The 1,570-nt window shown below is 60.1% G+C and carries 1 pseudogene; it reads right to left on the minus strand.

Annotated elements, in window-relative coordinates:
* Window positions 1-42: 42 nt before the first annotated feature.
* Window positions 43-1,478: pseudogene (locus tag IVA95_RS01210) on the minus strand (IS1182 family transposase).
* Window positions 1,479-1,570 lie beyond the last annotated feature (92 nt).

The following is a 1,570-nucleotide window of genomic DNA, read 5'->3' on the forward strand; positions in this document are numbered from 1 at the left end:
CCTTCCTAGGGAAGTCGATGAGAGGCCAGGATCGGTTCAGTCTCAGGCTGCGATTGCAGCCATCAGCGGCTTGGCTCCGACGATGTTCATGACCCGTGTCAGATTATAGGCCAGGACCGAGAGAGCCATCTCGGCGGCTACTTTTGGAAGCGTTTTGGTGAGGAAGTGTGTCGCCCCCATGCGAGCCTTCATCGTGCCGAACGGATGCTCGACCGTCTCGCGGCGCTGGCGCATGGCGAGCGGGTTCGCATCAAGGCGCTGCTGCACGGCATCGAGCAGGTGCTCATGCTCCCATCGTGGAATCCGCCGCTCTGGCCCTGTCGTGCACTGGGCCTTGAGCGAACAATTTTGACAGGCATTGGTCCAGTAACGCCTTATCCGCTTGCCATCTTCCTCGCTAGTGAAGCGATATGGCAGTTCCTCTCCAGCCGGACAGCGATAGGCGTCCTCCTCCGGCAAATAGACAAAGTCCTGCTTGCCGAAGCGCCCATCCGATTTGGCGCCAGACGTCTGCGGCTTGGGCAGAGTTACTGTGATGCCGGCCTCGTGGCAGGCGAGGATCTCCGCGCTGCTGAAGTAGCCGCGATCGGCAACGGCCTCGAGCGTGTCGGTCTGTAGAACAGCCTTCGCCTGCTTGGCCATATTGGCCAGTTGAGCCCGATCTGAACCGCTGTTCGTGACCTCATGCGTCACAATCAGGTGGTGCTTGGTATCCACGGCGACTTGCACGTTGTAGCCGACGACGCCGGAACCGCGGCCGCTCGTCGCCATCGAACGGCTGTCGGGATCGGTCAGCGAGATTTGCTGGTCAGGTGACGCAAGCATCTGCCTCTCGTAGACGGCAAGCTTGCCCATCTGCTCCTTCAGTTTTGTGAGCTTCTCGTGGAGCCTCGTCACCTTCGCGGCCAGCACCTCCGTCGGCTCCTGCCTATCGGCCGTGTCAAGTTGGCTCAGATAGCGCGCGACACTCTCCTCCAGCTGCGCACGCCGCCGCTCCACCTTCGCCCGTGTGAAGTTCTTGTCCCGGTTGTTCACTGCCTTGAACTTGCTGCCATCGATGGCGACGCTCGCCGTCGTGAGAAGGCCCATCTCACGGCAGAGTTCGACGAAGCGCATACCTTGCGTAGCGCCAGGCCATTGTCTTTGCGGAAGTCCGCGATCGTCTTGTGATCAGGAGCGAGCCGACCGAGCAGCCACATGACCTCGACATTGCGTCCGGCCTCGCGTTCCAGCCGCCGGCTCGACTGCAGCCGGTTCAGATAGCCATAGATGTACAGCTTCAGGAGAACCGAGGGATGGTACGACGGCCGCCCGGTCGCCGCCGGCTCCACACCTTCGAAGCTCATCTCTGCCAAATCGAGCGCATCGACAAACACATCGATCACGCGAACAGGGTTGCTCTCGTCAATGAAGTCATCGAGGCATTCAGGCAATAGCGTCCATTGCCCACGATCCGCCTCTTCAACGAAGCGCCTCATCAATTCCCCCTTAGAATCACGGGAGAATCATAACAGCAGCACCGCGTTTTCACACATGGGGTAATTCCGGGCCAGAGCCATACTGAAGCTCT

The organism is Bradyrhizobium sp. 157 (genome assembly GCF_023073815.1).
In the GTDB taxonomy this organism is placed as follows: Bacteria; Pseudomonadota; Alphaproteobacteria; order Rhizobiales; family Xanthobacteraceae; genus Bradyrhizobium.